Source organism: Streptomyces sp. NPDC007264 (genome assembly GCF_042869095.1).
Taxonomy (GTDB): domain Bacteria; phylum Actinomycetota; class Actinomycetes; order Streptomycetales; family Streptomycetaceae; genus Streptomyces.
On the sequence record NZ_JBIAFD010000014.1, the window covers coordinates 173,834 to 197,765 of the forward strand.

The 23,932-nt window shown below is 70.2% G+C and carries 16 protein-coding genes and 1 pseudogene; 13 read left to right on the forward strand and 4 right to left on the reverse strand.

Annotated elements, in window-relative coordinates:
• Positions 1–20 precede the first annotated feature (20 nt).
• The 7 genes from ACFYMU_RS23945 (at position 21) to ACFYMU_RS23975 (ending at position 7,616) form a co-directional block, all read left to right on the forward strand.
• Positions 21–1,046, forward strand: a complete 1,026-nt coding sequence (locus ACFYMU_RS23945) for an amidohydrolase family protein (RefSeq protein ID WP_388376607.1) — start codon at positions 21–23, stop codon at positions 1,044–1,046.
• A 17-nt stretch (positions 1,047–1,063) separates the two neighbouring features.
• Complete coding sequence (gene ligK / locus ACFYMU_RS23950) at positions 1,064–1,753, forward strand: 4-carboxy-4-hydroxy-2-oxoadipate aldolase/oxaloacetate decarboxylase (RefSeq protein ID WP_388376609.1); 690 nt, start codon at positions 1,064–1,066, stop codon at positions 1,751–1,753.
• A gap of 2 nt (positions 1,754–1,755) precedes the next feature.
• Positions 1,756–2,676 carry an amidohydrolase family protein gene (locus ACFYMU_RS23955; protein WP_388376612.1) on the forward strand — a complete coding sequence of 307 codons (921 nt, stop codon included), beginning with the start codon at positions 1,756–1,758 and terminating at the stop codon, positions 2,674–2,676.
• Between the two features lie 25 nt (positions 2,677–2,701).
• Positions 2,702–4,021, forward strand: coding sequence for a protocatechuate 4,5-dioxygenase subunit alpha (gene ligA, locus ACFYMU_RS23960; RefSeq protein WP_388376614.1), 1,320 nt, complete (start codon positions 2,702–2,704; stop codon positions 4,019–4,021).
• Complete coding sequence (locus tag ACFYMU_RS23965) at positions 4,014–4,988, forward strand: Gfo/Idh/MocA family oxidoreductase (protein WP_388376617.1); 975 nt, start codon at positions 4,014–4,016, stop codon at positions 4,986–4,988. The genes ligA and ACFYMU_RS23965 overlap by 8 nt, the downstream gene beginning before the upstream one ends.
• Before the next feature lie 11 nt (positions 4,989–4,999).
• Positions 5,000–6,013, forward strand: a complete 1,014-nt coding sequence (locus ACFYMU_RS23970; RefSeq protein ID WP_388376682.1) for an aldo/keto reductase — start codon at positions 5,000–5,002, stop codon at positions 6,011–6,013.
• Between the two features lie 262 nt (positions 6,014–6,275).
• Complete coding sequence (locus ACFYMU_RS23975; protein ID WP_388376620.1) at positions 6,276–7,616, forward strand: ferric reductase-like transmembrane domain-containing protein; 1,341 nt, start codon at positions 6,276–6,278, stop codon at positions 7,614–7,616.
• 37 nt (positions 7,617–7,653) lie between these two features.
• On the opposite strand, the gene ACFYMU_RS23980 is transcribed toward ACFYMU_RS23975, so the two are convergent.
• From ACFYMU_RS23980 to ACFYMU_RS23990, 3 genes are all read right to left on the reverse strand, one after another.
• Positions 7,654–7,941, reverse strand: coding sequence for a hypothetical protein (locus tag ACFYMU_RS23980; protein ID WP_388376623.1), 288 nt, complete (start codon positions 7,939–7,941; stop codon positions 7,654–7,656).
• Between the two features lie 72 nt (positions 7,942–8,013).
• On the reverse strand, positions 8,014–8,274 hold the full coding sequence (locus ACFYMU_RS23985; protein WP_388376626.1) for a hypothetical protein: 261 nt from the start codon (positions 8,272–8,274) through the stop codon (positions 8,014–8,016).
• 351 nt (positions 8,275–8,625) lie between these two features.
• The gene (locus tag ACFYMU_RS23990) at positions 8,626–8,829 is read right to left on the reverse strand and encodes a cold-shock protein (RefSeq protein WP_359391878.1); all 204 of its coding nucleotides are present in this window, start codon (positions 8,827–8,829) and stop codon (positions 8,626–8,628) included.
• A 501-nt stretch (positions 8,830–9,330) separates the two neighbouring features.
• Here ACFYMU_RS23990 and ACFYMU_RS23995 point away from each other — a divergent pair.
• The 3 genes from ACFYMU_RS23995 (at position 9,331) to ACFYMU_RS24005 (ending at position 14,634) form a co-directional block, all read left to right on the forward strand.
• Positions 9,331–9,597 (forward strand): hypothetical protein, encoded by a 267-nt coding sequence (locus ACFYMU_RS23995; protein ID WP_388376630.1) that lies wholly within the window; start codon positions 9,331–9,333, stop codon positions 9,595–9,597.
• A 3-nt stretch (positions 9,598–9,600) separates the two neighbouring features.
• Positions 9,601–12,345: a cation-translocating P-type ATPase gene (locus ACFYMU_RS24000; protein WP_388376633.1), complete on the forward strand. Its 2,745-nt coding sequence runs from the start codon at positions 9,601–9,603 to the stop codon at positions 12,343–12,345.
• A 297-nt stretch (positions 12,346–12,642) separates the two neighbouring features.
• On the forward strand, positions 12,643–14,634 hold the full coding sequence (locus ACFYMU_RS24005; RefSeq protein ID WP_388376636.1) for a fibronectin type III domain-containing protein: 1,992 nt from the start codon (positions 12,643–12,645) through the stop codon (positions 14,632–14,634).
• A gap of 353 nt (positions 14,635–14,987) precedes the next feature.
• Here the strand turns inward: ACFYMU_RS24005 and ACFYMU_RS24010 are convergent.
• Positions 14,988–15,212: pseudogene (locus tag ACFYMU_RS24010) on the reverse strand (transposase); the annotation flags it as partial.
• A 133-nt stretch (positions 15,213–15,345) separates the two neighbouring features.
• Here ACFYMU_RS24010 and ACFYMU_RS24015 point away from each other — a divergent pair.
• The 3 genes from ACFYMU_RS24015 to ACFYMU_RS24025 all read left to right on the forward strand — a co-directional run bounded on the left by ACFYMU_RS24015 (position 15,346) and on the right by ACFYMU_RS24025 (position 23,922).
• Positions 15,346–16,107 carry a maleylpyruvate isomerase family mycothiol-dependent enzyme gene (locus ACFYMU_RS24015; protein WP_388376639.1) on the forward strand — a complete coding sequence of 254 codons (762 nt, stop codon included), beginning with the start codon at positions 15,346–15,348 and terminating at the stop codon, positions 16,105–16,107.
• Between the two features lie 961 nt (positions 16,108–17,068).
• The gene (locus ACFYMU_RS24020; protein ID WP_388376642.1) at positions 17,069–23,311 is read left to right on the forward strand and encodes a DNRLRE domain-containing protein; all 6,243 of its coding nucleotides are present in this window, start codon (positions 17,069–17,071) and stop codon (positions 23,309–23,311) included.
• Between the two features lie 32 nt (positions 23,312–23,343).
• Positions 23,344–23,922: a hypothetical protein gene (locus ACFYMU_RS24025; protein ID WP_388376645.1), complete on the forward strand. Its 579-nt coding sequence runs from the start codon at positions 23,344–23,346 to the stop codon at positions 23,920–23,922.
• Positions 23,923–23,932: the final 10 nt, after the last annotated feature.

A 23,932-nucleotide genomic window follows, 5' to 3' on the forward strand; every position in this document is an offset into this window, starting at 1 on the left:
CGACCAGCAGGAGACAACGCATGATCATCGACTCTCACGGTCACTTCACCACCGCGCCGCCGCAGCTGGCGGAGTGGCGGAACAGGCAGATGGCGGCGGTCGGCGACCCCGGCAGCGCGCCCCACCCCGACGATCTGGCCATCACCGACGACGACCTGCGCCGGGCGATCGAGAGCAACCAGCTGCGGCTCATGGACGAGCGCGGCAGCGACCTGACGATCTTCTCCCCGCGGGCCAGCTTCATGGCCCACCACATCGGCGACTTCCAGGTCTCCTCGGTCTGGGCGCGGATCTGCAACGACCTGGTCCACCGCGTGAGCACGCTCTACCCCGACCGGTTCGCGATGGGCGCGATGCTGCCGCAGTCGCCGGGCGTCGATCCCGCGACCTGCCTCCCCGAGCTGCGCCGTGCCGTCGAGGAGCTGGGCGCGGTGACGATCAACCTCAACCCCGACCCGTCGGGCGGCAAGTGGACCGCTCCGCCGCTGACCGACCGCAGCTGGTATCCGATCTACGAGGCGATGGTCGGTTACGACATCCCCGCCATGATCCATGTCAGTACGTCGTGCAACCCGGCGTTCCACACCACCGGCGCCCACTACCTCAACGCCGACACCACGGCGTTCATGCAGCTGATCCAGGGCGACCTGTTCGCCGACTTCCCGACGCTGCGCTTCGTGATCCCGCACGGCGGCGGCGCGGTGCCCTACCACTGGGGCCGGTTCCGCGGCCTGGCGATGGCGCTGGGCAAGCCGGACCCCGAGACGCTGTTGGACAACGTCTTCTTCGACACCTGCGTCTACCACCAGCCCGGGATCGACCTGCTCACCCAGGTGATCCCCAGCCGGGCCGTCCTCTTCGCCAGCGAGATGATCGGCGCGGTCCGTGACATCGACCCGCGCACCGGTCACCACTTCGACGACACCAAGCGGTACGTCGAGGCGACCCCGAACCTCTCCGACGAGGAGCGGGCCGCCGTCTACAGCGGCAACGCCCTGCGCGTCTACCCCCGACTCGCCGCCCGCCTCGCCGCGGCCGGCCGCTGACCCCAGGAGAAGAAGACATGGAGCACACCGAGGTCGGCGTCGTGCACACGTCGATCACCCGCGCCGACGCCGACGCGGTCGCGGCGCTGTCGGCGTTCGGCGTGGCGACGATCCACGAGGCCATGGGCCGGGTGGGGCTGATGCGCCCGTACCTGCGCCCGGTCTACCCGAAGGCACGCCTGTGCGGTACGGCGGTGACCGTGCTGCTGCAGCCCGGCGACAACTGGATGCTCCACGTCGCCGCCGAGCAGATCCGGGAAGGCGACGTCGTGGTCGCGGCCTGCACGACCGAGAGCGAGGACGGCTTCTTCGGCGAGCTGCTCGCCACCTCGTTCCGCGCCCGGGGATGCAAGGGCCTGGTCATCGACGGTGGCGTGCGCGACGTGGCCGACCTGGAGGAGATGGACTTCCCGGTCTTCTCACGGGCGATCAACGCCAAGGGCACGGTCAAGGCCACGCTCGGTTCGGTCAACGTGCCGGTGGTCTGCGGCAACGCCCTGGTCCGGCCGGGCGACGTGGTGGTGGCGGACATCGACGGCGTCGTCGTGGTGCCGCGCGAGCGGGCCGCGGAGGTCGCCGAGGCGTCGGCCGGGCGCGAGGCCAACGAGGAGGGCAAGCGCGCGCGGTTCCGCGCGGGCGACCTCGGCCTGGACATGTACGGAATGCGCGGCCCGCTGGCCGAGCTCGGACTGCGCTACGAGGACTGAGGATGACAGCGATCTTCGAGAAGACTCCCGGCTGGCTGGACTGGTACGCCGGTCCGAGCCGGCCGCGGTTCCGGCCGCCCGAGGGAGCCGTCGACGCGCACTGCCACGTCTTCGGCCCGGGGGCGGAGTTCCCGTTCGCCCCCGAACGCAAGTACACCCCCTGCGACGCGTCGAAGGACCAGCTCTTCGCGCTGCGCGACCACCTGGGCTTCGCCCGCAACGTCGTGGTCCAGGCGACCTGCCACGGCGCCGACAACAGCGCCATGGTCGACGCCCTGCGGGCCTCGGGGGGCCTGGCCCGGGGCGTCGCGACGGTGCGGCCCGGCGTCTCGGACGCCGAGCTGGCCGAGCTGCACGAGGCCGGCGTCCGCGGCGTGCGCTTCAACTTCGTCAAGCGGCTCGTCGACGCGGCGCCGCAGCAGGACCTGTGGGACGTCGTCGAGCGGATCACGCCGTACGGCTGGCACGTCGTCATCTACTTCGAGGCGGCCGACCTCGCCGGCCTGCGCGACTTCTTCCTCTCCATCCCGGTGCCGCTGGTCATCGACCACATGGGCCGCCCCGACGTGACCAAGGACCCGCACGGCCCGGAGTTCGAGACGTTCCTCGACTTCATGCGGGCAAGGCCCGACATCTGGTGCAAGGTGACCTGCCCGGAGCGTCTGTCGGCGAGCGGCCCGCCCGCCCTCGACGGGGAGCAGCAGGCCTACCGCGACGTCGTCCCGTTCGCCCGACGCGTGGTCGAGGAGTTCCCCGACCGGGTGCTGTGGGGCACCGACTGGCCGCATCCGAACCTCACCGGACACATGCCCGACGACGGCCTGCTCGTGGACTTCATCCCGCACATCGCGCCGACGCCGAGGCTGCGGCACAAGCTCCTCGTCGACAACCCGATGCGCCTCTACTGGCCGGACGCCGACTGACCCACCGCACGATTGGAGGTCCATCATGTCGCTGGACAAGACGTACAAACTGGTCCCGGGGACGACCATCTTCGACGCCGAGCAGTCGGCCAAGGGGTACCACCTCAACCAGTTCTGCATGTCGCTGATGAAGGCGGACAACCGCGAACGCTACCTCGCCGACGAGCGCGCTTACATGGACGAGTGGCCACTGCGGGAGGAGCAGAAGCAGGCGCTGCTCGACCGCGACCTCAACGCCGCGATGCGCGAGGGCGGCAACATCTACTTCCTCTCCAAGTGGGGTGCGACGCTGGGGCTGTCGTTCCAGCAGATGGCGGGCTCGATGACCGGCATGTCCGAGCAGGAGTACCGCGCCATGATGATCAACGGCGGCCGCTCCATAGCGGGCAACCGGATCGACCACGCCGTCCTCGAGGCGGCGTACGACGACCCGACGCCGCCGACCGAGCACGCCACGATCACCGGCGCGGTCTTCACCTCGCACGTGCCGGCGATCGGCGCGGCCATGGACCAGCACAAGACCGACGAGCCCTACTGGAGACCGGTCTTCGAGGGCTACGAGCCCTCCAAACGGTGGGAGGAGGAGAACCTCCCGGACGTGATCTTCCTGGTCTACAACGACCACGCGACCGCGTTCGACCAGTCGCTGATCCCGACCTTCGTGCTGGGCACCGGCGCGGCCTACCCCACAGCCGACGAGGGCTACGGACCCAGGCCGGTCCCGGGCATCGAGGGCGACCCCGACCTGGCCGCGCACATCGCGCACTCCCTCATCAGGGACGACTTCGACCTCACCCTCGTCAACGAGATGAGCGTCGACCACGGCCTGACCGTCCCGCTCTCCCTGATGTTCGGGGACGTCGAGAAGTGGCCGTGCAAGGTGATCCCGTTCCACGTCAACGTGGTGCAGTACCCCGTGCCCTCGGGCGCCAGGTGCTTCGATCTCGGCCGGTCGCTCCGCAAGGCCATCGAGTCCTACGACAGGCCGCTGAAGGTCCAGGTGTGGGGCACCGGTGGCATGAGCCACCAGCTGCAGGGCCCCCGCGCCGGCCTCATCAACCGCGAGTGGGACACCGCCTTCCTCGACAAGCTGATCGAGGACCCGGCCGGCCTGTCGCAGGTGCCGCACCTGGAGTACGTCGAGGAGGCGGGCTCGGAGGGCATCGAGCTGGTCATGTGGCTGATCGCCCGCGGGGCGATGAGCGACATCGACGGGTCCGGTGAGATCGAGGTCAAGCACCGCTTCTACCATGTGCCGGCGTCCAACACCGCCGTCGGCCATCTCATCCTGGAGAATCACCCGCGGGCGGCCGAGGCGTCCGCCGCGAAGGAGTGTCATGACTGACGAACGGACCGTCCGGATCGCCCTTGTCGGGGGCGGCGCGTTCGGTGCCAAGCACGCGGCCGCGCTCAGGCGGATCGACGGCGTGGAGGTGACCGCCGTCGCGAGCAGCACCCTGGAGAGCGCCCGGAAGTTCGCCGAGGAGCAGGGCGTGGGCCGCGGCGTCGCCCGCCTCGACGACGTGCTGGCGATGGACGACGTCGACGCCGTCATCCTCGCCACGCCCACGCCGATGCACGCCGCTCAGACGATGGCCTGCCTCGAGGCGGGCAAGCACGTCCAGGTCGAGATCCCGCTGGCCGACTCCCTGGCCGACGCCGAGGCGTGCCTGGCGGCGCAGGAGCGCACCGGGCTCGTCGCGATGGTCGGGCACACGCGGCGCTTCAACCCCAGCCACCAGTGGGTGCGGCAGCGGATCCGGGCCGGGGAGTACCGCATCCAGCAGATGGACGTGCAGACGTACTTCTTCCGCCGTAAGAACCTCAACGCCCTCGGCCGGCCGCGGTCCTGGACCGACCACCTGCTGTGGCACCATGCCGCGCACACCGTCGACCTCTTCGCCTACCAGACCGGGTCGCCGATCGTGCAGGCCAACGCGGTCCAGGGACCGATCCACCGCGAACTCGGCATCGCGATGGACATGTCGATCCAGCTGCGCGCGGAGAACGGCGCCATCTGCACCCTGTCACTGTCGTTCAACAACGACGGGCCGCTCGGCACGTTCTTCCGCTACATCGGCGACACCGGCACCTACATCGCGCGGTACGACGACCTGGTCACCGGCAAGGACGAGCCGATCGACGTGAGCGGTGTCGACGTCTCGATGGACGGCATCGAGCTGCAGGACCGCGAGTTCGTCGCCGCCATCCGCGAGGGCCGTGAGCCGAACGCCTCCATCGCCCAGGTACTGCCCTGCTACCGGACGCTGGCGGCCCTGGAGGAGCAGCTCGCCGCCGCCTCGAAGTCGTGACCACGGCACCGATGGTGAGCCCGGGCCGTGCGCCGCGCCGGATCGGCCCGTTCGAGGTCCCGGCGGTCGGACTGGGCTGCATGAACCTCAGCCACGCCTACGGCGTCCCACCCACGCCGGAAGACGCCGCGCACCTGCTGCTCACGGCCCTGGAAGAGGGCGTCACGCTCTTCGACACCGCCGCCCTCTACGGCTTCGGCGCCAACGAGGAGTTGCTCGGCCGCGTGCTCGCCCGCCACCGGGACCGGATCGTGCTGGCCAGCAAGTGCGGGATGACCGGCGTGGGCGGCCGGCGCGTCATCGACGGCCGGCCCGAGACCGTCCGGCGCACCGCCGACGAGGCACTGGCCCGGCTCCGCACCGACGTCATCGACCTCTACTACCTGCACCGGGTCGACCGGCAGGTCCCGGTCGAGGAGAGCGTCGGAGCGATGGCCGAGCTCGTCGAGACCGGGAAGGTGCGCACGCTCGGGCTCTCCGAGGCGTCTGCCGAGACGCTGCGCCGGGCCCACGCCGTGCACCCGATCGCCGCGCTGCAGAACGAGTACAGCCTCTGGTCACGCAACCCGGAGCAGGGGACGCTCGCTGCGGCGGCCGAACTCGGCGTCGCGCTGGTGGCCTTCAGCCCGCTGGCCCGTGGCTTTCTCACGACCGAGCCGCCCGACCCCGCGTCGCTGGTGGAGAAGGACATCCGGCGACACATGCCGCGCTTCGGCGCGGCGAACTATCCCGCGAACCTGGGCCTGCGCACCCGGCTCGACGGGATCGCCCGCGACGCCGGCTGCACGCTGACCCAACTGGCGCTCGCATGGGTGCTGTCGCGTGGCGGGCACCTCGTCGCCATCCCGGGCACCCGGTCGGTCGATCACCTGCGGGAGAACATGTCGGTCCTCGACCTCGACCTGCCCGGCGAGGCTCTCGACGCGGCAGGACGGGTGCTGAACGCCGCGACCGTGCACGGGGCCCGCTACAACGAGACCACCCTGACGGAGATCGACACGGAGCGCTGCGGAACGGCGGGCTGAAGTGAAGGGGCACCCCGCCGAGCCGATGCGGTGGGGTGCCCCTTGTGCTGCGCGGGCGAAGGCCCTTCCGTCCGCCGGACGGAAGGGGGCGCACCGGCCGCCGGACGGCGGTGGGATTCGACGGTTCCGGCGTGAACGGATCGGGCACACGGTCCGTATTCCTATGCGATCGGGATGGTATCCGGACGAATCACTCGGTCTTCATGGGGTTGGTCCGCGCACAGGCCGCGAGTGCAGCGGCCACGGGGGATGTGAGGAAAGCATGACGACGGGCGATACGGTGCGCAGAGGCACCGTCCTTCCGGTGGACGCGGCGCGCTGGGCGATGTGGACGTTCGTCGTCGTCAACGCGGCGACCGTCGAGGCGCTGTTCCTCGACGCCGGTTCGGGCAAGAACGGGGTGCTCACGGTCGCCAAGCTCTTCGGACTGCACGCGGCCCTGCTGATGCTGTTCCAACTGCTGCTGGTGGCCCGGCTGCCCTGGCTGGACCGCCGCATCGGGATGGACCGGCTCACGGTGTGGCACCGCTGGGTCGGCTTCCTGCTGCTGTGGACCGTCCTCACCCACGCCACGCTGGTGGTGCTCGGCTACGCGACACTCGACGACACGTCCATGGGGAAGACGTTCGTCGCGCTGAGCGGGGTGCCGGCTTCCCTGCTGGGCATGCTCGCCGCGGCCGTCATCGTGGTGATCGCCGTGTTCTCCACCCGGCCCCTGCGGCGGCGACTGCGGTACGAGGTCTGGCACGGTCTGCACCTGCTGCTCTACGTGGCCCTGGGCCTGTCGTTCGTCCACCAGTTGCAGGAGACCACGACGTTCACGTCCTCCGCGTTCGCCACGGCCTACTGGTGGATTCTCTGGCTGTTCGCCTTCGGCGCCCTGCTGACCGGGCGTGTCGCCATGCCGCTGTGGCGCAACGCCCGCCACGGGTTCCGCGTCGCCGCCGTGGTACCGGAGTCGGACGACGTGGTCTCCGTGTACGTCACCGGCCGACACCTCGACAAACTCCCGGCCAGGGCGGGGCAGTTCTGCATCTGGCGGTTCCCCGGGCACCACCACTGGTGGCTGGCCAACCCCTTCTCCCTGTCGGCGGCGCCGGGCGGACAAGGGCTGCGCCTGACGGCGAAGGCGGTGGGCAGCACCAGTGCCGGCCTGCGGAACGTCCCGGTCGGCAGCCGCGCCTTCGTCGAGGGGCCGTACGGGGCGTTCACCTCGCTGCACCGGACCCGGCCCGGCACCCTGCTGATCGCCGGCGGTGTGGGGATCACGCCCGTGCGGGCCATGCTGGAGGAGGAGGCGACCGGCGACGTCGTCGTGCTGTACCGGGTGCGCGGCGAAGCCGACGCCGTGCTGCTGAACGAGGTGCGCCACCTGGTCGAACTCCGGGGCGGACGGCTGCACCTGCTCACCGGCAGAACCGGCGAGGACGGCGCCCCACCACCGTTCGGCCCCGACCGCCTGCACCACCTGGTCCCCGACATCACCGAGCGCGACGTGTACGTCTGCGGCCCGCTGGCCATGACCAGGGCCGTGCTCGCCGGCCTACGGGACCTGCGGGTCCCCGCGCGACAGGTACACGCCGAGAAGTTCGGCCTGGCCTGAACCGGAACGGCTGAGGGGTCCGAGGGGGAGTGACCGGTCACTGGTCACCCTGAGTGGGCGCAGCCGACTCTTCCTCCTCCTCCATGAACCGGATGCCCTCATGCGTCAGCGAGACGGTGGCGGGGGTCCTGTGGGACGTCCAGTCGACGGTGATCAGGCCCTCGCCGACCAGGTACGAGCAGGCCGCGAAGAGGTCCTCATCGGGGAGACGGAGCTCGTCGCGGAGTGTCGCCCCGCTGACCTCAGGGCGATTGCGTTCGACGGCTCCGTACAGCGATCGGAGGACCGCCATGCGGTACGTCTTGCGTTTACGGAGTGTCGTCATGGCCGTCGCTCTCGGGCTCGTAGCCGATGGTGCGGGCGCTGGTGGGGTGGCGGTGCGGCTGTCACGGGCAGGTCACACCTCGTCCGCGGGATCATGATCGTCCAAGGAGAGCGCGCTGGAGGTCAGCCACGATCGTGCGGGCTGCGCGACGTGCGTGGTGTCGATGGTGAGATGGAGACGGGTCGCCCCTCCGCGGCCTGCGGGGTAGCTGCGCTGCTCGGTCGAGGCGAAGCAGTACCGCAGTACCTGGGCGACACGACGAGCGACATCCGGCGTTGCTGCGACGATGCGTACCTCGGCGTGGCCCGCAGAGGGCAACGGTTCGTGATCCATGGCGAACCTCCTGCGGGCGGCGGCGCTGAGCACCTGCGAGGGTTGCTGCCGGGGCGTCCGGGACCAGGGTGCCGGCCGCTTGCTTCCACCTGCGCCCCTCTCCTGAAGGGTATGCCCGCGCCTGTCGTCCCTGCTCCCCGAACCGCGCACCAGGTGTCAGGACGAGCCCTGAGACAGCGGCGCTCGGCGTGGTTCGGCGGGGCCAGGACTCCCGGCCGTGGAGCAGCGCGCGAGACCGCTTTTCTGCGGCGTGGGTGTGCGGACCGAGAGCGAACGGAAAAGCCCGGCCCGTCCCGCGTCGACACGCGGGACGGGCCGGACGGATCCGCGTTGCGGCATCCTGGGACGGCGTCAGGCCGGGCGGATGTTCTCCGCCTGGGGCCCCTTCTGGCCCTGGGTGACGTCGAAGCTCACCCGCTGGCCTTCCTGCAGTTCACGGAAGCCCTGGGCGGCGATGTTCGAGTAGTGGGCGAAGACGTCGGGACCGCCGCCGTCCTGCTGGATGAACCCGAATCCCTTTTCCGCGTTGAACCACTTGACAGTACCGGTGGCCATATTCTTCTCCTCACGCGGACCGCTGAGGGATCCACCCCATGTGGAACCCCGGTTGCCGAAATGACCCTTCCGGAACGCACCGGAAAAAACAAAAACGCGCCTGGACGTCGGATACCGTCAGGCGCGCACTGAGTTTCATGGGTACCAACTGCAACTAATGCCAAGCTAGCACGGATCCGTGTATGACGTTGATTCGGCGAAAATATCTTGAAAATACCGGTCGGAGGCGGGGGCGCTCAGTCGGCTGCGTACGGCCGCAGGGCGCGGGCGGCACCGGCACCGGCATCGGCATCGGCATCGGCAACGCGTTCACGGACCGGGCCATCGCCGAGCAGCGCGGGCCCGAGCACCTTGCCGGTCGCTCCTGGTCTTCCCGGGATCTCGGCGGGGCCGAGCGGCCCCTCGGGCGGCCTGATGGCCCCTGGCCGCGGAGGGCGGCGGCGCCGAGGCTGGGAGGTGCAACGGCCGCTCGCCGGTGGCCCTCCGCGACGGGAGCGTGCGATGAGTGACCCGGTGATCGTCGGGGTGGACGGTCCCGCCTCCAGCCTGGGCGCGGTCGAGCCCGCGGCCCGTGAGGCGCACCTGCGAGGAGTACCGCCGCGCATCGTGCACGCCTCCGGCCGTTCCCCGTCGCGTCTGCCGTCCGATGCGGCTCCACGGAACCCGGCCGGCCTCTCCGGCTTCGCCGGCCTGCCGCCCGGTTCGGTCGGCCAGGCCCTGCCGCACCACGCCCCCCGCCCCGTCGTCGCCGTGCGCGGCAAGGAGTGACCCATGCCCCAGCAGCCCCCCACCGCTGCCACGTCCCCCACCACACCCACACCCGCACCGACACCTGCGGAAGCGGTGGCGGACGCCTACCGGCGGGAGGCCACCGAGGTGGCGGCCCTGCTCGACGTGGACCCGGCGACGGGCCTGACCGCGGCGGACGCCGAGCAGCGGGCCGGCACCTGGGGAGCCAACGAACTGGCCGAACCGGCCCGCCGACCGCAGTGGCTGCGCCTGCTGGACCAGTTCCGCAGCTGGCTGATCGGCATCCTGCTCGTCGCCGCCGTCGTCGCCGGAATCATCGGAGACGTCAAGGACGCCGTCGTCGTCGCCGTCGTCCTCGCCATCAACGCCACCATCGGTTACCTCCAGGAACGTCGCGCCGAGCGCAGCCTGGAAGCACTGCGCCAGATGCTGGTGCCCACCGCCCGGGTGCGCCGTGACGGCCGGGTGGAGGCGGTGCCGGCCCGCACCCTGGTGCCCGGCGACGTCGTCCTCCTCGAATCCGGCGACCGCGTCCCCGCCGACGGGCGCCTGGTGGTCGCCGCATCGGTCGAGGCCGCCGAGGCCGCTCTCACGGGAGAATCCCGTCCCGTCGCCAAGACGACCACGCCCGGCACAGCCGACGGCGACGAGCCCGTGCCGGTCGCCGAACGCACCGGCATGCTCTTCATGAACACGGCATTGACCCGCGGCCGCGCCGAGATGATCGTCACCGCGACCGGCATGCGCACCGAGGTCGGCACCATCGCCGAGGCACTGCGCACCGGCGGCGAACCGCCCAGCCCACTACAGGTCCAGATGGACAGCCTGGGCCGGCGCCTGGCCCTCGTCAGCGGCATCGCCGTGGCCGCCTACGTGCTCGTCGCCCTCGTCCGCGGCGAAGACCTGGCCGACCTCGCGCTGCGCGCGGTGGCCCTGGCGGTCGCCGCGATCCCCGAGGGACTGCCCGCCGTCCTCGCCCTCACCCTGGCCCTCGGCGTCTACCGCATGGCCCGCCGCGGCGCCGTCGTCAAACGCCTGGCCTCGGTCGAGGCGCTGGGCTCCGCGACCGTGGTGTGCAGCGACAAGACCGGCACCCTGACCCTGAACGAGATGACCTGCCGCACCCTGTGGGCCGCCGGACGCCGGTACGAGGTGAGCGGTGAGGGCTACGGCACCACCGGCGCCGTACACCCCGCCGACAACGGCGACCCGGCCCCGGACCTGCGGGAGACGGTGGTGCCGTTCGCGCTGTGCAACGACGCCCGCCTCACCCCGGGCGGCATCATCGGCGACCCCACCGAGGCGGCCCTCGTCGTGCTCGCCGCCAAGACCGGTCTCGACGCCGACACCTTGCGCGCCCGTACCCCACGTACCGGCGAGGTGCCCTTCGACCCGGCGGCCAAGTACATGGCCACCTCGCACACCGATGCCGACGGATCCACCCGCATCCACGCCAAGGGCGCCGTCGACGTCCTGCTGGACCGCTGCACCCACGTCCTGACCGACAACGGTCCCGCCCCCCTCACCGCAGAGCGCCGCCGTGAGGTCACCGATGCCGCCGGGAGGATGGGCAGTCAGGGCCTGCGCGTCCTGGGCGCCGCCACCGCCACCACCGACCGGCCCGGCCCGGACGAGGTGACAGGGCTGACCCTCACCGCGATCGCCGGAATCGCCGACCCGCCCCGCCCCCAGGCCCGCGACGCCGTCGCCCTCGCCCGGGCCGCCGGGGTCACCGTCAAGATGATCACCGGGGATCACGCCGACACCGCCGCCGCCGTCGCCCGCGAACTCGGCATCACCGGCGACGCCGTCACCGGCACCGATCTGGCCCGGATGAGCGAGCAGGACCTCGCCGACCGCATCGAGGACATCGGCGTCTTCGCCCGCGTCGCCCCCGAGCACAAGGTCACCATCGTGCGAGCCCTCTCCCGGCGCGGCCACATCGTGGCCATGACCGGCGACGGTGTCAACGACGCCGCCGCCCTGCGCGCCGCCCACATCGGCGTCGCCATGGGAATCACCGGCACCGACGTCGCCAAAGAGGCCGCCGACATGGTGCTCACCGACGACGACTTCTCCACCATCGTCCGCGCGATACGCGAAGGCCGCTCCATCTACGACAACATCGTCACCTTCGTCCGCTTCCAGCTGTCCACCAACATCGGCGCCATCCTGACCCTGCTCGCCACCGTGCTGGCCGGACTGCCCGCACCCATGTCCGCGATCCAACTGCTCTGGGTCAACATCATCATGGACGGGCCGCCCGCCATGGCCCTGGGCATCGACCCCCCGCAGGACGACGTCATGCACCGAGCGCCCCGTCCGCCCGGTGAACGCATCCTCAACGCGCGCCGCCTGACCGCCATCACGCGGGTCGGCGCCGTCATGGCCACCGGCACCGTGGCCGTCTTCGCCGCCGCCCGTCATCTCACCGACACCGCGACCGCCGCCACCATGGCCTTCACCACCTTCGTCCTCTACCAGCTCTTCAACGCCCTGGCCGCACGCAACGAGGACGGCCCCGTCCTGGGCCGCCACCAACTGCACAACCGCACCCTGTGGATCTGCCTGGCCGCCGTCCTCACCCTCCAGGTCATCGCCGTCCAGGCACCTTTCGCCCGGGGCGTCTTCGACACCGTCCCCCTCGACCCCGCCCGATGGGCCGTGTGCCTGGCCACCGCCTCCACCGTGCTGCTGACCGAACACGCCTGGCGCGCGGGACGGGCACGGATCAGCCTCACCGCCCGCCGCAACAGCGCGGACTGACCGTCTGCGACACCACCACACCACCCGCAGCGCCATGGAGGAACCCGCGCGGCCCCGGTTGGCGCACTCGGCTGAGGACCCCGACCTTGGCATTCGATCACGAAAGCGGCCCCCATTCGACTCGAACAAGGGGCCGTCAACTCCCTGGCCTGCTACGCAGTCTGTGCCTCCGGCAGGATTCGAACGCGGTGATCGCACATCTGTATGCTTTCTGTCAGCCCTGATATCGCCGCCGCCCCCCATGACCCGGCGCCGCCCCCCACGCTCCCCACGACCGAGAGCGATTCACCGATACCCATGCACCAGCGTTTCCGCGCTGCCTGCGCCACGGCCGCCGCAATCGCCGCGGCCACCGCGGGACTTGCGCTGCCGGCCACCGCCCACGCCGCCACCACGTGCGCGGACGGGGTGTGGAAGGCCACGTACTACCCGAACACCTCCTTCGGCGGCACGCCCAAGCTGACCACCTGCGACACCTCGATCAACGAGGACTACGGCACCGGCGACCCGGCCGGGGTCACACTGCCCAGCGACAACTTCACCGTCCGCTGGCAGACCGTCCGCAACTTCGGCTCCGGCGGGCCCTTCAGCTTCACCACCGCCGTCCGAGACGGCATCCGCGTCTACGTCGATGACATCCGCAAGGTCAATATCTGGACGAACGTCTCCACGACCCGGACCAGGACCGTCAACCTCACCATTCCCAGCGGCCGCCACACCGTCCGCGTCGACTTCGTCGCCTGGACCGGCCACGCCAACGTCAAGTTCGCTTACGCCCCTCGCACCTCGGCAACCGTCGACACCGTCAAGCCCCTCGCCCCCACCGGTGTCTCGGCGGCCTACGACCCCACCACCCTCAAGGCCACCGTCCGCTGGGCGAAGAGCCCCGAAATGGACCTCGCCGCCTACCGCGTCTACCGGCGTCTCGCCGGCGCCACCACCTGGACCCGGATCGCTGCACCCACCACGACGTCCTTCACCGACAGCCTGCCCGCCACCGGTGCCGGCTACCAGCACGTCGTACGCGCCGCGGACAAGGCCGGCAACGAATCCGGCGGCTCACCCCTCCAGTCCGTCACCACCACCGACAAGACACCACCCCCCGCACCCACCGGGCTCACCGCCACGGACGGCCCGTCGGGCGTCGCCGTGACCTGGCAGCCGGTCACGGGCGCCGCGCGCTACTACGTCTACCGGGCGAGCCAGATCGTGGACGACGACTCGGCCCCGGTCTACAGCAAGGTCGCCACGGTCACCGCCGCCTCCTGGAACGACACCACCGCCCGGGAGCAGTTGCACCACCTGTACCGCGTCTCGGCCGTGGACGCGGCAGGCAATGTGTCCACGCGGTCGGCGGTCGACGGCGTCACCCGCGGCAACCACCCGCCGCTCCCGCCGACCGGCCTCACGGCGTCGTCCGTGCCCGGCGCCGGCATCGTCCTGAAGTGGAGCGCCTCGCCGAGCGAGGACGTCCATCACTACCACGTCTACAGAAACGGCCGCCTGGTGGAGGACAGGGCGCGGACGGCCACGTACACCGACCCGTACGTGCTCCACGACAAGAAGTACGACTACACGGTCACTGCCGTGGACAGTCAGTCGAACGAGTCGGTGGAGTCCGTTCCGGCCTCCGCCGTGGCCCCGCGTGAGGGGCTCGCACCGGCTCCCGTTGCGGGGCTGAGCGCCACCCCGGAGGAGGACGGCGTCGCGATCAAGTGGCAGCCGAGCGAGAGCGAGGAGATCTCGAGCTACCAGGTCTACAAGGGCGAGTACGAGGCGGGCACCTGGACCTACTACCTGCTCTGGGAGGAGTGGTACAGCTCCGACGAGGACCTCTACCACTTCGACGAGACGCCCGCGGACGGCCAGACCGTGCGCTACGCCGTGGTCGCCGTCGACGAGTCGGGCAACTCACGGTTCGACACGGGCGAGACCTTCTCCTTCGTCACCGTGACCGAACTCGACCTGGCCACTCCCACGGTTCCGACGCCGCCCGGCGCGCCGTTGCAGCTCACCGCGAGGTCGATCAGCGGGAACTGGGCGGAGCTCGCCTGGAGCTGTCACGTCGAGGACTGCGCAGGGGCAACGGGATTTCACGTCTATCGCTGGGACGGGCACTCCTCGTCGTACGTGCGGCTGACAAGCACCCCGCTGGGCGCCGGCACCCGCTTCTACTCGGACACGGACGCCGCTTGGGGGATCGCGCATCACTACTGGGTCACTGCGGTCATGCCGGACGGCACCGAATCGGCTCCCGCCGCGGCCACAGACGCGACCAGCGCCAACTGAGGCCGCGCACCGGTCAGTCACGCAACGGGTCAGGGCCCGCCTTTGACCGGCCCTGACCCGGCACACAGGGTCAGCGCGGCCGTGGCGTCCTCCGCGACGGCGCCGCCAAGAGCGTCGCCGTCCCGCCGTCCCGCCGTCCAGCAGCCCCGGCACGACGCCCGTCGCCACCGCCGTGTCCCGGACCGCTGTGGCGATGCCGAGGGCGAGCAGCGCGACCAGGACCAGGCAGATCACGGAGCCTGCGACTGCCCGCAGGGTCGGCCCGTCCGTGAGGGAGAGGGCGGCGTAGCCGTGGGCGGGCGGGTGATGGTGAGCGGGGTGCCGCCTGCGCCGGTGATGACGTGGTGCTTCGAGCGGCGCCGGCACGTCATCCCGGACCCGAAGCCGAGCTCCTGCGGCAGCCGCTCCCACCGGATCCCGGTGTGCAGCACGAACAGGATGCCCTGCAGGCGACCACGGCCGTCCAGCGGCAGCCGGCCGGGACGGCGCGGACGCCGCTGCCTGACCGGCAGCAACGGCTCGATCCGCCCCCACAGGTCATCCGGCACCCTCCACGGAGGACCGTTCCCCTTCCCCATGAATCGTCCAACGAGCCCAGCCAGGGAGGGGATATGGCTACGACCAGGCTTTCCATCAGGTGCTCCAACTCCCGCAGCCGACGGCCTGGAAAACAGGGCGCGGTCGGCTGAGCCGGGGTGATAGGCAAGCGATGTGACAGAGAGTCTTGAGTATTCTGCCCTGCTGCAACTGATCGACGAGCGGTCGGCCGCGTTCCGGAGTGCGGTTGCCGCCGCGCCCAGCCTGGACGCGCCGGTGCCGTCCTGCCCCGAGTGGACGGTGTTCGATCTGGTGCAGCACCTGGGTACGGGCCAGCGCTGGTGGGCTGCGATCGTCGCCGCGGGCCCGGCCGAGGCTCCGCCGGCCAAGGATGCCGCGGAGGCGCCGCGCGAGCTCGAGGCGCTGCCGGCCTGGTACGCCGAGTCGAACGAGCTGCTGCTGAGTGCGCTGCGCGAGGCCGGCCCGGAGCGCGCGTGCTGGGCGTGGTGGGGCGCCGGCGTGTCGCCGGCGAATGCCTGGGGCGTTGCCCGGCGCCGGGTGCACGAGGTGCTGGTGCACACCTACGACGCGCAGCTCGCCGCAGGTGCCGTGCAGCCGATGCCGGCGGACGTCGCGATCGACGGCGTGGCCGAGTTTCTCGACACCTGCAACTCCACCCCGGCGGCCTGGCCGCACGAGGCCGCCACCATCCACTACCACGCCACCGAGGGCCGCTCCTGGCTCCTCGCGCTGGGCAGCACCGGCGCCTGGCCCGCACCCCTCACGGACGACGCCGCGCCCGCCTCCGCTTCAGCCACGGGCACGGCCGAGCAGCTGCTCCTCTTCGTCTGGGGCCGCCTCACGCTGAGCGACCTGGAGATCGAGGGCGACCAGCAGGTGTTCGAGCAGCTGATCGCCTGGGAGCCCGAGGAGTAGCCGGTCGATACCGCCAGCGGACGGCCAGTACGGCCTCGTACAGCTCGGGCCCGAGCACCTCCCGCAGCACTGCCGACTCAGCCAGGAAGGGGATATGGCTACGACCAGGCTTTCTGTCAGGTGCTCTTGACCGATTTGACCAGTACTGCATTCTCCCGTTGGCCAAATCTTCATAGCGTCGACCTGTCTGATGAAGCTGGTTTCGCGCTCCTCGTCGACGTCGAGTGCAAGCACCTCGACAGGAGGAAAGACATCGATCAATCGGAGCCCAGATTTCTACCAGGTTCTCTTGAGGTTTCGTATCCTGGACGGCAGTCAGCCACGACGGCGGGTGCGCCGGCCGACCGCACACGCGTATGCCTCGCTGCACCCCCACCGGCATCAGCCACGATATTGCGGCCGTGTTGTCCACCAGAGCGAGCAGCGACAGCTGGTCTGTGACGACGGATGGGGCTATGGGCTTGGAAAGCTGCGGTCATTCGCGGGCCGTTTGGGTGCCGGCCTGGGCGAATGGCCGCTCCGTTTCCTCTTCGGGTCAGCAAGAGGAGGACCGCCCTGTTCCCTCACGGAACCGAGATCGGCATGGCCTTCCGCGCGGGCGCGAGTGGCGGGAGTCGTCGTCCGCATCAGGACAAGAGCACCAACCCCACATCACGTTTCCATACCGACGCACCCGGCAGCTCGCGGTCAAGCCCGACACCGACGGCCGTCGGCCCTTTGCCAGAAATCACCCCACATGCGCACGCGGGCAGCGCGACCATCGCGCGAACTCCGCCGCCGTCCCGGCGCCCATGTGACCGGTACCTGTGCAGGTCAAGCGGCCGACAGGCAAGATCACGTAACGATCTCGAGGGCTCCGCCCGGAGTGGCCGCACCGTTGATGATCTTCACCGCTTCTCTCCATTTACACTCACGCAGCCCATGGCGTATCAGGCGTCATGGCGTGATCACAGGAGTCGTGTTGAGATTCGGACAACGGGGAAGGGCGCGAGTCGCGGGCATATCGCCAAGACGCACCGCGCTCGCCGTCGCCGCCGTACTGGTCGCCGAGGCGGCGTTGGTGTCGCTGGGGAGCGGGCAGGCCTTCGCCGCCGCGGACTCCGCCACCACGCGGGCGACAGTCGCGGGCAAGTCCGCCAAGTCGGCGGCGTCTTCGGCCGATTCGACGGCCGCCGCGTTGCTGATGGCCCGGTTGCAGGGCCGCAGGATCGAGGTGTTGGCGAAACGTTCTGCCAGCTCGACGACGTACGCGCTGCCCAACGGGCAGTTGCAGACATCCACGTACGCGGCGCCGATCCGGCAGAAGGTCGACGGCGTCTGGCGCACCATCGACACCGCTCTGGCCGACGAGGGCAGTGCGCTGGAGCCGGAGGTGGCCGCCGCCGACATCGCGGTCTCCGATGGCGGGGACACCGCGCTCGCCTCGGTCACCAAGGGCGCGAAGTCGTTCGGGATGGGCTGGGAGTCGAAGCTTCCGACGCCTTCGGTGAAGGACGACACCGCCTCCTACGATCTCGGTGACGGCGAGACCCTGACGGTCACCGCGCTCTCGCAGGGGTTCAGCCAGAACGTTGTCCTGGACAAGGCGCCCGAGAGTCCGCTGGAGTACCGGATACCCATGCGGCTCAAGGGACTTGAGCTGTCGGTGGCCGAATCCGGTCACCTGCTGCTGAAGGACGGCGCAGGGAAGCTGGTCGCCGAGGCGCCCGCGCCGATGATGTGGGACTCCTCCAAGGACCGTAAGTCCGGCGAGTCGAAGCACCGGGCCCCCGTCGCCACGAAGGTGGAGACGGCCGAGGACGGGTCGCAGACCCTGGTCCTCACCCCGGACGCGAGCTACTTCACCGACAACAAGCTGACCTACCCGGTCACCGTCGACCCCACCAGCACGCTCGCCGCCTCCGCGGACACCTGGGTCGCCACCAACTACCCCGACTCCCAGGTCTCCTCGGAGGAGCTGAAGTCGGGTACGTACGACGCGGGGACCACCAAGGCCCGCGCCTACCTGAAGTTCGACGTGTCGGCGTTCACGGGCAAGCACATCACCGACACCAACCTCGCCCTGTACTCGTACTACTCCTCGACCTGTGCCACCACCGGCGCGGGCACGCAGGTGCGCCGGATCACCGGGGCCTGGAGCACCCCGGACATCACCTGGGGCGACCAGCCCGCCACCACCACGACCGGCGCGGTCACCAGCACGGCGGCCAAGGGCTACAACGACTCCTGCCCGGCCGGCACCGTCAACTTCGACATCGACGCCATCGTGCAGGCCTGGGCCGACGGCTCCACCAACTACGGTGTCCGTATCGCGGGTGCCTCGGAGACCGACTCCACCACCTGGCGCCGCTACCGCTCCGCCAACTACGTCTCCGGCGACGGCTCCACCGAGCCGCACCTGACCGTGACGTACAACTCCTACCCGGCTGTGCCCAGTTCGACGGCGATCGCGCCCTCGCAGGTCAACGCCTACAACGGCAAGCGCTACGTCACCTCGCTCACCCCGACCCTGTCGTCGAAGGTGACCGACCCGGACGGGGCCAACGTCCAGGCGCAGTACGAGATCACCGCCGACCCGGCGTACGCGGACACCACGTACTCCCTCACGGCGTACGGCAAGACCGTGACCTCCGGCTCCACCTCGACCCTGGCCATCCCCTCCGCCTCCGCCTTCCCCTCCGGCAGCCATCTTCGCTACCGGGCGCGGGCGTACGACGGTACGGACTTCGGGTCGTGGACGGGCTACACGACGTTCGTGCTGAACACGGCCAAGCCGGCCGCACCGACCGTCACCTGTGACACGTACACCCAGAACGACTGGACCGCCAAGGCCTCCGCCGCCGTGAACTGCACCCTCGACACCTCCTCCACGGACGGTGCGGGCTACCAGTGGGGCCTGGACGACGCGTCCCTGCTGAACACGAAGCTGGACACCACCAACGGCAACGGCGGCGACGCGCAGACCATCAGCATCAACCCGGCGGGCGGCTGGCACACGCTGTACGCGCGCACCATCGACTCCGGCGGCAACCTCTCGACCGCCAGCACCGCCTACAGCTTCGGCGTCGGCGCCGACGGCGCGGCGATCCTCTCCCCGCAGGACGGCGACACGACCGCCCGCCGGGTCACCCTGGCGGCCAGGGGCCTCACCACCTACACCGGCGTGACCTGGCAGTACCGGCGCGGCGAGACCGACATCTGGCACACCGTGCCCGTCGGTGCCGTGACCGCCTCCGGCTCCGCCGTCTCCGCCTGGCCCGTCGCCGTCAGCGGCGGCACCGCGACCAAGCTGGTGTGGAACACCGTCTCCACCCTCGCCGAGGACGGCGTGATCCAGCTGCGGGCCGCGTTCACCGACGGCACCACCACCGGCTACTCGCAGACCGCCGAGGTCACCCTCGACCGGGACGCGGGCACCGCCCTCACCAATCAGATCGGCCCGGGCCAGGTCAACGAACTCACCGGTGACTTCACCCTGTCGGCCACCGACGCCTCCGCGTTCGCCGCGAGCGTGGACCGTACGTTCTCCTCGCGTACCAACAGCACCGACACCGAGGGCCAGGCGCAGATCTTCGGCCCCGGCTGGACGTCGGCCGTCTCCGCCGAGTCGAGCGACTACACGCAGATCCGCGAGACCTCCGGCTCCTCTGTCGAGGTACTGGCCGGTGACGGCAGCGCGATCGCGTTCACCGGGACGAGCAGCGGCGGCTGGCAGCCGGAGATCGGTGCCGAGTCCCTGACGCTGACCTACTCGACCACCACGAACATGTTCACGCTGACCGACACCGACGCCGACACGGTCGTGTTCGCGAAGGCGGACCCGGCCTCGACGACGTGGACGGTGTTCTCGTCGGCCTCGGCGGTCGACGACTCGACGGTCACGGTCTTCTCGACGACGGTGGACGTGGGCGGCAAGAAGCTGGCCCGTCCGAGGTACGTGGTCTCGCCGACGAGCGCGGCGACTGCGACGACCTGCCAGACGACGCCGTCCACGAAGGGCTGCCGGGTACTGGAGTACGTCTACGCGCCGGCCACCACGGCCACTTCCAGCACACTGGGCGACTATCTGAACCAGGTCTCGGCCGTCAAGCTGTGGGCCACCACCCCCGGTGCCTCCGCCTCGACCTCCGAGACGCTCGCCTCGTATGCCTACGACGCCTCCGGCCAGCTGCGCCAGGTGTGGGACCCGCGCATCAGCCCCTCGCTGAAGACGGAGTACACCTACGGCACCGACGGCCGCGTGGCCACGTACACCAAGCCGGGCGAGCTGCCCTGGACCTTCACCTACGGCACGGCCGGCTCGGCCCTGACCTCGGGGGCCGGCATGCTCCTCAAGGTGTCGCGTGCCGCGCTCGCCGCGGGCTCCGCGAGCACCACGTCCGGCACGGCGGCCACCACCGTCGTCTACGACGTCCCGGTCTCCGGTACCGCCGCCCCGTACCAGATGGACACCGCGACGGTCGCCACCTGGGGACAGGACGAGGCGCCCACCGACGCCACCGCGTTCTTCCCCGCCGACAGCGTTCCGGCCTCCAGCACCGGCGGCGACCTGACAGCCGGCGCCTATGCCCGGGCCACGATCAGCTACATCAACGCGAACGGAGCGGAGACCAACACCGTGAGCCCGGGTGGTGCGATCACCACCACCGAGTACGACCTGCTCGGCAACGAGTCCTCCGACCTGACCGCCGGCAACCGGGAACTCGCCCTGGGCACCTCCGCCGACGCGGCGACAGAACTGGCCGCCCTGGGCCTGACCGATCTGTCCACCGCCGAGCGCGCCCAGCAGCTGGCCACCGTGCTGGAGTACTCCGCCGACGGCACCCGTGTGACGGACGAGTACGGTCCGCTGCACCAGATCACCCTGGCCGCGGAACTCACCGGCACCACCCCCGAGTCCACCCTGGCCGCCGGCACGGTCGTCCCGGCCCGTGCCCACACCTCCTACGCCTACGACGAGGGAGCCCCGGCAAACGCGGCGGTCTCCGACCTGGTCACCTCCTCCACCACGGGCGCGGCCATAGCCGGCTACGCCACCGACGCGGAGGCCAAGACCACGACCACCACCTACGACTGGTCCACGGGCTCCGAACTGGCCACCACCGGCGGCGGCGAGTCCGCGGGCCAGGTGACCAGCTACGACAGCGCGGGCCGTGTGGCCACCACCCGCACCCCGAAATCGTCCGGCTCGGACGCGGGCACGCTGGTGTACACCTACTACGACGCGCACGCCGTCGGCGCCTGCGCCTCGACCGAGTGGGACGGCCTGCTCTGCAGGACCGCCCCGGCCGCGGCCATCTCGGGCGGCGGGACCAACCCCGCCGAGGCCGTCACCACCGTCTACACCTACGGTCGGTGGGGCCAGGTCGTCACCAAGGCCGAGACCGCCAACGGCGTGACCCGTACGACCACCACCGCGCCCGACGCGGCGGGCCGTCCGACCGGCACGACCGTCACCGACGGCACCGGAACAGGCACTCCGGCCACCACCATCACCTACGACGAGGCCACCGGCCAGGTCGCCGGCACCACCGCCGACGGCAGGACGTCCACCTCGACGTACGACGCCCTGGGCCGGACACTCACCTACAGCGACGGGTCGGGCAGCACCAGCTCCTTCACCTACGACATCCTCGACCGCCCGGTGACGGCGTCCGACTCGGTGCCGTCCACCACCACCTACACCTACGACGCCACCACCGGCCAGGCCCGGTCCATCACCGACTCGGTCGCCGGGGCGTTCACGGCCGGTGCCCACGACGCCGACGGCGCTCTCACCGGTGAGACCCTCCCCGGTGGCTACACCCTGGCCACGACCTACGACACGACGGGCAACCAGACGTCGGTGACCTACGCGGACTCCTCAGGCACCACCGTGCTCTCCGACTCCGCGACCTACACCATCCACGGCAAGCAGACCGGTCACACCCAGACCGACGGCGGAACCCTGTCCACCGCCTACGGCTACGACGCCTCCGGGCGCCTGGCCCTGGCCACCGACGACGACGGCACGACGACGACCTCGCGCGCCTACGCCTTCGACACGGATGACAACCGCACCTCGCTGACCACCACGGTCACGGCCGCGGGCTCCACCCCCACCACCTCCAGCACGGCGTACGCGCACGACACCGCGGGTCGCCTCATCGCCGGGGGCTACACCTACGACGCCTTCGGGCGCACCACCCAGGTGGCGGGCAAGACCCTGGCCTACTACACCAACGACCTGGTGGCCAGTGAGACCGTGGGCTCCACCCGTACCACCTGGGGCCTGGACGGTTCCGGCCGCCTGGCGTCCTCGGCCACCGCGACCACCAGCGACAGCGGCGCGACCTGGTCGACCACGAGCACCACGGTGAACCACTACAACTGTGGCTGCGACACTCCGTCCTGGACGGTCACCACCGCGGGTTCCGCCTCCACCGTCAGCCGGAATGTCCCCGACCTCTCCGGCGGCCTGGCCGCCACCACCGGTGCCACCGGCGGCGCGGTCCTCCAACTGGCCAACCTGCACGGTGACATCTCCGTCCGGCTGGACCTGGCGACCTCCGCCGCCACGGTCCAGCGCTACGACGAGTACGGCAACCCGCTGGACGCCACGGCCGCCGCGGCGAAGTACGGGTCCCTGGGCGCCTACCAGAAAGCCACCGACGGCCTGGCCGGATACACCCTCATGGGCGTCCGCGTCTACGATCCGACCACCGGCCGCTTCCTCCAGAGCGACCCGGTCCACGGCGGCAACACCAGCGCCTACATCTACCCTGCCGACCCGATCGGTCAGTCGGACACCAGCGGTGAGCTGAACTACCGCACTCAGACGAAGAAGACGAAGAACTACACCATCGGCATCAGCAGGAACTGCACCGGGAAGTCCAAGTGCAGCCTGACCTGGTACGTGAAGCTGAAGAGCATCTGGAAGAAGTACGGCGCTCTGAAGTTCGTGTACACCATCGTCCTTCCGCTGTACTACGCCAAGAGGAATCAGAACTACGGCCACCTGGAGTCGGGCACCTACGTCTTCCACGGCTCCTGGGGTGTCCCGAACGGGAGAGGAAGACCGGAGTCGGACCGGGGGAAGTACAGGGCCATGGGCATGACCTTCTGGTTCGACTGGACGGACAACGTTGAGTTCAGCGGGAAGTTCACCGTCATGAACATCTGCGTCAGGAACCCGACCCTGAACGTCTACGGCCTCTTCACCTGAGACCCTTCGGGTTGATCACCGCCGGGGGAGAAGTGGGCAGCCACTTCTCCCCCGGCTTTCCTTGCCATCGGAAGGCAGCGATGATGTCGAATTTCTCGGACTGGCAGGACCGGATGCTGCGAGCGGTCTGGCGGCACGGGGAGCAGCTCCCCGAGGAGGTACTGACGTGGATGGCGGAGCTGTACGGCGAGCGTGGAGAAATTCCGGAATCGGAGTTCTGTGAATCCTGGACCGCGCGAACCTTCTCCATGGCGAGATCGGCCTTCGAGACGGTCACCAGGTCGGCGGAGCAGGACACCGGGAAAGCGGCCACCGGCGACGACTTCTGCTACATCGACTACGTGCGCGACCCGGACCTGGGACCGGTCGGCGTGGTCCACATCAAGTCGGCGGAGGTCTCCACACCCGATGGGGCAGAGGTTCTGGGTGCTGTGGCGGAAGGGGTGCAGGAATTCGTCATGAGCCACCATCGCGTGACCTGGCCCGTCTGCGGCGAGCACGACCGCGGTCTGCATGTGGGTTACTTCCATGAGACCGCGGTCTGGAAATGCACGGGCGGGACCACGGACGGTCACGTGGTGAGAGCGATTGATCCCGCCGTTCAGCTGTAGATCACCGCGG

What these genes read in the sequence shown, in the direction of transcription:
- ACFYMU_RS23955 (WP_388376612.1), top strand. Translation starts at nt 1,756, where the DNA reads ATGACAGCGATCTTCGAGAAGACTCCCGGCTGGCTGGACTGGTACGCC.
- ACFYMU_RS23980 (WP_388376623.1), bottom strand. Translation starts at nt 7,941, where the DNA reads ATGACGACACTCCGTAAACGCAAGACGTACCGCATGGCGGTCCTCCGA.
- ACFYMU_RS24000 (WP_388376633.1), top strand. Translation starts at nt 9,601, where the DNA reads ATGCCCCAGCAGCCCCCCACCGCTGCCACGTCCCCCACCACACCCACA.
- ACFYMU_RS23965 (WP_388376617.1), top strand. Translation starts at nt 4,014, where the DNA reads ATGACTGACGAACGGACCGTCCGGATCGCCCTTGTCGGGGGCGGCGCG.
- ACFYMU_RS23945 (WP_388376607.1), top strand. Translation starts at nt 21, where the DNA reads ATGATCATCGACTCTCACGGTCACTTCACCACCGCGCCGCCGCAGCTG.
- ACFYMU_RS23970 (WP_388376682.1), top strand. Translation starts at nt 5,000, where the DNA reads ATGGTGAGCCCGGGCCGTGCGCCGCGCCGGATCGGCCCGTTCGAGGTC.
- ligK (WP_388376609.1), top strand. Translation starts at nt 1,064, where the DNA reads ATGGAGCACACCGAGGTCGGCGTCGTGCACACGTCGATCACCCGCGCC.
- ACFYMU_RS24005 (WP_388376636.1), top strand. Translation starts at nt 12,643, where the DNA reads ATGCACCAGCGTTTCCGCGCTGCCTGCGCCACGGCCGCCGCAATCGCC.
- ACFYMU_RS23995 (WP_388376630.1), top strand. Translation starts at nt 9,331, where the DNA reads ATGAGTGACCCGGTGATCGTCGGGGTGGACGGTCCCGCCTCCAGCCTG.
- ACFYMU_RS23975 (WP_388376620.1), top strand. Translation starts at nt 6,276, where the DNA reads ATGACGACGGGCGATACGGTGCGCAGAGGCACCGTCCTTCCGGTGGAC.
- ligA (WP_388376614.1), top strand. Translation starts at nt 2,702, where the DNA reads ATGTCGCTGGACAAGACGTACAAACTGGTCCCGGGGACGACCATCTTC.
- ACFYMU_RS23990 (WP_359391878.1), bottom strand. Translation starts at nt 8,829, where the DNA reads ATGGCCACCGGTACTGTCAAGTGGTTCAACGCGGAAAAGGGATTCGGG.
- ACFYMU_RS23985 (WP_388376626.1), bottom strand. Translation starts at nt 8,274, where the DNA reads ATGGATCACGAACCGTTGCCCTCTGCGGGCCACGCCGAGGTACGCATC.